The sequence below is a fragment of the Nocardiopsis chromatogenes YIM 90109 genome (assembly GCF_000341185.1).
In the GTDB taxonomy this organism is placed as follows: Bacteria; Actinomycetota; Actinomycetes; order Streptosporangiales; family Streptosporangiaceae; genus Nocardiopsis_A; species Nocardiopsis_A chromatogenes.
In genome coordinates this window covers 1-6,658 of sequence record NZ_ANBH01000045.1, presented here as the reverse complement: position 1 = coordinate 6,658, position 6,658 = coordinate 1, and the positions used below count along the sequence as shown (strand labels likewise).

Sequence of the window (6,658 nt, the reverse complement as noted above, 5' to 3'; positions counted from 1 at the left end):
GACTGATGAGAACGCAGCGAGGGGCGTGCCTGGACGCCGCGCAGTAGGCCGTGATTCACGCAACACCCCCTAGTCCAGCCCGGCCTCGCGGAAGGCGTCCAGGGAGGGCCGGATGGTCGCGGTGACGCCGGCGTCGACCGCGTTCAGGGTCTTGAGGCCGTCACCGGTGTTGAGCACGACCGTCTCCTTGGACGGGTCGATCGCCCCCTCGGCGAGCAGCTTGCGCAGCACCCCGGTGGTCACGCCCCCGGCGGTCTCGGCGAAGACCCCCTCGGTGCGGGCGAGCAGCGCGATGGCGTCGACCACCTCGTCGTCGCCGACGTGGCCGACCGCGCCGCCGGTGCGGCGGCACACGTCCAGCACGTAGGGGCCGTCGGCCGGGTTGCCGATCGCCAGCGACTTGGCGATGGTGTCCGGCTTGACCGGCTGGATGACGTCGTGGCCCTCCTCGTACGCGCGGGCGACCGGGGAGCAGCCGGTGGCCTGGGCGCCGAAGATCCTGTAGGGGCGGTCCTCCACCAGGCCCAGCGAGATGAGCTCGCGGAACCCCTTGTCGATCTTGGTGAGCTGGGAGCCGGAGGCGATCGGGATGACGATCTGCTCGGGCAGCCGCCAGCCGAGCTGCTCGGCGATCTCGTAGGCCAGCGTCTTGGAGCCCTCGGCGTAGTAGGGCCGCAGGTTGACGTTGACGAAGCCCCAGTCCTCGCCCGCCGGGTCGCCGATGAGCTCGGAGCAGAACCGGTTCACGTCGTCGTAGGTGCCGTCGATGGCGACCAGGCGGCCGCCGTAGACGGCGGCCATGACGACCTTGGCCTCCTCCAGGCCGGCCGGGATGAACACGCACGACCGGAACCCGGCGCGCGCGGCGGCCGCGCCGACCGCTCCGGCGAGGTTGCCGGTGGAGGAGCAGGACAGGGTGGTGAACCCGAAGTTGCGGGCGGCCTCGACGGCCATCGCCACCACGCGGTCCTTGAAGGAGTGGGTGGGGTTGCCGGAGTCGTCCTTGACGTGCAGCGCCTCCATGCCCAGCTCGGCGGCGAGGCGGTCGGCGCGCACCAGCGGCGTCAGGCCGGGGTTCATGTTGGGCAGCTCGGCCACGTTCCCGGGGACCGGCAGCAGCGACGCGTAGCGCCAGATGTTGTTCGGGCCCGCCGCGATCTCCTCGCGGGTGACGCCGCCGAACTCATAGGCCACCTCAAGGGGGCCGAAACAGAACTCGCAGGCGAAGCGGGGGCCGAGCTCGTAGCGCTCGCCGCACTCGCGGCAGGACAGGGCGGCCGCGGGACCGAAGGGGCGGGCGGTGGCGGGGGGCTCGGCGGTCGTGGCTTCCGGGGCGCTGATCGCCATTGCGAGGCGTCTCCTCTCATCTTTCCTGGCGACCGATCTGGCCCCAGGCCGGAGTTGGCACCTGCCCCGGCCGCCTCGCGGATTTCACGAGCGCATCGAGCCGGGATGGTTGCCGGGGCTTCGCAGGGCCGGTCCCTCCACCCCTCTGGATGAGCGATATTCGGTTGTGGTCACACGGTTGTCGACGGATTCGGTCGAGAATCCGCTCTCGACTGTAACGGACGGTCCGACCGGTTTTCCATCCATGGTGACCTGGATAACAACGATGGCGCACGCCACACCCCTCCACCGCGTCCCGACCCCGGCGGAGGGTTTGCGCCCTGCCGCGCATGGCGACACCTACATCACCCCATCACCCCGAACCGGCTTTCCCGAGAGGTGAACCTTCAGGTGGACAAGGCACAGATCCTCGTCGCGTCCAACAGAGGACCGGTGTCCTACTCGGTCGACGACGCCGGGGCGCTCACGCACCGGCGCGGGGGCGGAGGGCTGGTCTCCGGTCTGAGCGCCGCCGCAGAGCACGGCGACACCCTGTGGGTGTGCGCGGCGCTGTCCGACGCCGACCGGACCGCCGCCGCACAGGCCCCCGAGGGGCGCATCGACCGCACCACCGACCTGGGCGGCCTGCGGGTGACGATGATCGACATCCCCCAGGACGTCTTCGACAACGCCTACACGGGCGTCGCCAACTCGACTCTGTGGTTCGTCCAGCACATGCTCTACGAGACGCCGTCCAAGCCCGTCTTCGACGCGGCGTTCCAGCGGCGCTGGGAGGACTACCGGGCCTACAACGCGGCCTTCGCCGAGGCGCTGCTGACCGGGTCGGCGGAGAACGCGCGCGTGGCGGTGCAGGACTACCACCTGGCGCTGCTGCCGCGGATGCTCCGCGGGCGCCGCCCCGACCTGCGCATCGCGCACTTCTCGCACACCCCCTGGGCGCCGCCGGAGTACTTCCGCATGCTGCCCTCCGGGGTCCGCCGCGAACTGCTGGAGGGGATGCTCGGCGCCGACCACCTCGGGTTCCTCAGCGCGCGCTGGGCCGACGCGTTCCTGCGCTGCTGCGCCGAGTTCCTGCGCGCCGACGTCGACCTGGCGCGGCGCACCGTCGAGTACGGCGGCCGGATCATCGGGGTGGGCGTCCACCCCCTGGGGGCCGACGCCGACGGGCTGCGGCAGCGTGCGGCGCAGCCGGACGTGGCCGAGCGCGCGGCGGCGCTGCGCGAGCGGGTCGGCGACCGGCGGCTCATCGTCCGGGTGGACCGCACCGAGCTGTCCAAGAACATCGTCCGCGGCCTGGAGGCCTACCGGGAGCTGCTGCGCACCCGGCCGGAGTGGCACGGCCGGGTGGCGCACCTGGCGTTCGCCTATCCCAGCCGGACCGACGTGCCGGAGTACCGCGAGTACACCGAGGAGATCCGCAGGCTCGCCAAGGAGATCGGCGACGAGTTCGGCACCGCCGACTGGACGCCGCTCCTCCTGGAGGTGAACGACGACTTCCCGCGCTCGCTGGCCGCGTTCACCATGGCCGACGTGCTGCTGGTCAACCCCGTCAGGGACGGGATGAACCTGGTGGCCAAGGAGGGGCCGGTGGTGTCCCGGGACGGGTGCGCGCTGGTGCTGTCCACCGAGGCGGGCGCCGCCGACGAGCTGTCGGACGACGCCCTGATGGTCAACCCCTTCGACGTCGGTGAGACGGCCGAGGCCCTGCACACCGCCCTGACCCTGCCGGAGGCGGAGCGCTCGGCGCGCTGCGACCGCCTGGTGGAGCGGGCGTCGGCGCTCCCGCCCGAGCGGTGGTTCACCGACCAGCTTCGGGCGCTCGGCTGAGGATGTCCTCGATCACCCCGGTCTTGGCCTCGGCGTAGTCCTGGACGCTGTCCCCGTGGCGCTCGGCGAGGTCGCGCTTGGCGCGCTCGTAGCGTTCGCGGTCCCCCGCGTCGGCGCGGAGCCGGTCGCGGAAGGCCAGGATGCGCCGGGGCTCGGGGCCGTCGGCGAACACGTGCAGGGTGGTGCTGACGTCCGGCCCCTTGAACACGTGGTGGTCGTGGAAGTCGGGTTCGGCGTAGTGCAGGACGTACCCGGCCTTTTCCAGGGCCGGGCGGTAGGCGGCCTCGTCCGCGGGGTCGCCCACCAGGAGCAGCAGGTCGACACAGGGGCGGGCGGCGAGGCCGGGCACGGCCGTCGACCCGACGTGCTCGACGGCCAGGGCGGCGGGGCCGAGGGCCTCGCGGACCCGCTCCGCCTCGCGCTGGAAGAGGTAGGGCCACTTGGGGTCGTGCCCGGTCAGGACGACGCGCTCACCGCCTCGGCCGAACGAGCGGTCGAAGTGGCTTCCGCGCGCTTCACCGCGCACAGGGAGCCGTTCGGGGGATTCGTGGGTGGGGGACATGCCGGAAGTCTCATGACCTGCGCCGTGATCGTCAAGCCGGGCTCACATAGGGCACCCGCCGTGTTCGCCCGGGGACGGTCCACACCGGCGGCGCCCCTGCCCCCGGACAGCGGCGGCCCCGTCGGGGCCCGCTCACCGGCTTCAGCCGGGTGAGGCGCCGGTGGAGCGCGAGGCGGACGGCGGCGACGACGGAGGTCGGCGACCACGCCCGGTCCTAGGGCTGCGGACCCGGTCTACCTCCTCCGGCGGCCGGCGCCCTTGCGGCGGCGGCCCGAGGGGCGCCCTTGGGCCGCGCCGTCCCCGGTCCCCTCGGTGCCCGCCCCCTGGCCGCGCTCGGGCAGGTCGTACGGGTTCTTCGCGGTGCGGCGCAGCACCAGCGTCAGCACCACGAGCACGACCAGCACGAGCACGCCGCCGACGGTCCACAGCGTCCACGCCGGGATCGACAGGCCCCGGTCCTCATCCACCAGGTCCTCGTTGTACAGCGGGATGTCCTCGGCGGCGCCGCCCGCCTCCTGCACGGCCGCGGGGGCGTTCACCACCCCCTCGCCCGCCGACGCGGTCAGCGCCTGGGCCACCTGGTCGGGCAGGAGCTGCGGGTACTCCGCGCGCACCAGCGCGGCCGTACCGGCGGCGAAACCGGCCGCGATCCCCGCACCGCCGTACCGCTCGTAGCCGCCGCCGGGGGCCGGGGCCTCCACGTCGTCACCGGGGGCGGACACGTCCGGCGCGCCGCCCTGCGCCGGGGACTCCTGCCCCTGAGCGGCCTGCTCCGGGGAGGTCTGCACCGGAGCGAGGTCGCGGTCCACCGGGCCGACGGCCAGCGCCCCCTCGGACGCCGACGCCGCGCGGGCCGCCGGGTCGCCCCCCGGGAGCAGCACCACCGCCCCCTCGCCCACCGCGTAGGCGACGGCGGCGGCGACGCCCTCCATGTCCTGCCCCTCGGCGACACCGTCGGCCACCGCCACGACCTGGGCGCCCTCGTCGGCGGCGTAGCGGATGCCGCGCTCCAGGGCGTCGCCGTCCTCGGCGCTCCCGCCCTCGGGGGCCACCCGCACCGACAGCACGTCCGCGTCGGGGGCCACGCCCATGAACCGCGCGTGGGTCTCCACGCCGTACCCGGTGGCGGCCGCCACCGCGGCGACGGCGGTCGAGGAGCCGTCCGCGCCGTCGCCCCCGGCGCCGGAGAAGTCGGTGCCCACGGTCACCTCGCCGCCCAGGTTCGGGTTCTCGGCGTCGACGCCGGTGCCGACCACGGCGACCGTGGCGCCGCGGCCGCGGCCCTCGTCCTGCTCCTCGGCCGCGTCCCAGGCGTCGCGGGCGCCGACGGCCTCCAGCCCCCACTGGTCGATGAGCTCATCGCCCCACGCTGGCGGTGCGGTCGGCGCGGCCACCGCGCCGGCGGCCAGCAGCAGCGCGCACAGGCCGGAGCCGGCGTGGCTGGTGCGCATGGAGTGTCCCCCCGTGACGTTTCCGGTTGCGAGGCCGGCGCGGCGCTCCGCCACCGAAGCGCTGGTCAGGGCCGCGCGCACGGGCAATTCTGCCAGCTTCGCACGTGTATGCGAACGGGATGGGCCTTCGGTAAGGGGCTGCTTACCCCGGGGGCCGAACCTGTGCGGTCCCCTGCGTCGGCCCTCGGACGAGTCGCTACGATGTTTCGCGCCGATCCCGAAGAGGAGGCGTGCAATGCCAGAAATCCGGGAACAACCCTCCGACCCCTCAACCGACGCTGCGCCGGGGCTCGCCGAGCGCGACCGGCGCATCCTCGCCTTCGAGAGCCAGTGGTGGAAGCTCGAAGGCTCCAAGGAGCAGGCGATCCGCGACGAGTTCGGCTTCTCCCCCACCCGCTACTACCAGCTGCTCAACGGCCTGGTGGACCGCCCCGAGGCGCTCGCCTTCGACCCGATGACCGTCAAGCGGGTCCGCCGTCTGCGCGCCGACCGGCGCCGCCAGCGCACCGCCCGCCGCCTGGGCATCCGCCTGTAATGGCGCTTCCCCGCCCGCGTACCTCCGACGGCGCGGCCGCGCTCGGCGCGATCGCCGCCCGGCCGTCCACGGCGCTGCTCGCCTTCGACTTCGACGGGACCCTGGCACCGATCGTGCCCGACCCGCGCGACGCGCGCCCCCACCCCCGCGCGCTGGCGGCGCTGCGCGCCCTCGCTCCCCGGGTCGCCGGGGTGTCCGTGGTCACCGGACGCCCCGCGGAGACCGCCGTGGAGTACGGCGGTCTGGACGGTGTGCCCGGGATCGTGGTGCTCGGCCACTACGGCCTGGAGCGCTGGGAGGACGGACGGCTCACCAGCCCCGGCGCGGTGCAGGGCCTGGAGGACGCGCGCGCCGCGATCCCGGGCCTGCTGGCGGACCTGGGCCCCGTGGGCGAAGGGGTGCACGTGGAGGACAAGGGCAAGGCCGTCGCCGTGCACACCCGCCGCGCGGCCCGGCCCGCCGAGGCGCTGGAGGCCCTACGCGAACCGCTGGGCCTGATCGCGGAGCGCGCGGGGCTGGCGGTGGAGCCGGGGCGCATGGTGATCGAGCTGCGGCCCCCGGGGATGGACAAGGGGGCGGCGCTGACCGCCCTGGCCGACCGGGTGCGGCCCGGCGCGCTGCTGTACGCCGGTGACGACCTCGGCGACCTGCCCGCGTTCGCGACCGTACGGGAGCTGCGCACCCGGGGCGTGCCCGGGGTGGCGGTGTGCAGCGGCTCGTCGGAGGCGCCGACGCTGGCCGAGCAGGCGGACCTCGTGGTCGAAGGCCCCGAGGGCATCGCCGACCTGCTGGAGGGCCTGCTGCCCTGACCGGGCGGCGTCCCCTCCCTCAGGGCCCGTCCCCGGGCAGGGCCCCCACTGCCCCGGTCACCCCCTCACTCGCCGAAACAGGCGCGGATCGCCGCGCGCAGGTCGTCGAGGCCGGTGCGGCGGCGGC

At 74.5% G+C, this 6,658-nt stretch carries 6 protein-coding genes and 1 riboswitch; of the genes, 3 read left to right on the top strand and 3 right to left on the bottom strand.

The features are described from left to right. Nucleotides 1-69: 69 nt before the first annotated feature. The gene (gene thrC, locus D476_RS0104200) at nucleotides 70-1,347 is read right to left on the bottom strand and encodes a threonine synthase (protein WP_017622724.1); all 1,278 of its coding nucleotides are present in this window, start codon (nucleotides 1,345-1,347) and stop codon (nucleotides 70-72) included. 13 nt (nucleotides 1,348-1,360) lie between these two features. Beyond that, nucleotides 1,361-1,503, bottom strand: a riboswitch (SAM riboswitch). A gap of 234 nt (nucleotides 1,504-1,737) precedes the next feature. On the opposite strand from thrC, the gene D476_RS0104195 reads away from it, so the two are divergent. Continuing rightward, nucleotides 1,738-3,174 (top strand): alpha,alpha-trehalose-phosphate synthase (UDP-forming), encoded by a 1,437-nt coding sequence (locus tag D476_RS0104195; protein ID WP_017622723.1) that lies wholly within the window; start codon nucleotides 1,738-1,740, stop codon nucleotides 3,172-3,174. Here the strand turns inward: D476_RS0104195 and D476_RS0104190 are convergent. Beyond that, nucleotides 3,146-3,736: a GrpB family protein gene (locus D476_RS0104190; RefSeq protein WP_017622722.1), complete on the bottom strand. Its 591-nt coding sequence runs from the start codon at nucleotides 3,734-3,736 to the stop codon at nucleotides 3,146-3,148. The two genes, D476_RS0104195 and D476_RS0104190, sit on opposite strands and share 29 nt — an antisense overlap. 233 nt (nucleotides 3,737-3,969) lie before the next feature. Beyond that, nucleotides 3,970-5,187, bottom strand: coding sequence for a S8 family serine peptidase (locus D476_RS0104185; protein ID WP_017622721.1), 1,218 nt, complete (start codon nucleotides 5,185-5,187; stop codon nucleotides 3,970-3,972). A gap of 235 nt (nucleotides 5,188-5,422) precedes the next feature. On the opposite strand from D476_RS0104185, the gene D476_RS0104180 reads away from it, so the two are divergent. Beyond that, nucleotides 5,423-5,722 carry a DUF3263 domain-containing protein gene (locus D476_RS0104180; RefSeq protein ID WP_017622720.1) on the top strand — a complete coding sequence of 100 codons (300 nt, stop codon included), beginning with the start codon at nucleotides 5,423-5,425 and terminating at the stop codon, nucleotides 5,720-5,722. Beyond that, the gene (otsB, locus tag D476_RS0104175; protein WP_017622719.1) at nucleotides 5,722-6,531 is read left to right on the top strand and encodes a trehalose-phosphatase; all 810 of its coding nucleotides are present in this window, start codon (nucleotides 5,722-5,724) and stop codon (nucleotides 6,529-6,531) included. The genes D476_RS0104180 and otsB overlap by 1 nt, the downstream gene beginning before the upstream one ends. The last annotated feature ends 127 nt before the right edge of the window (nucleotides 6,532-6,658 follow it).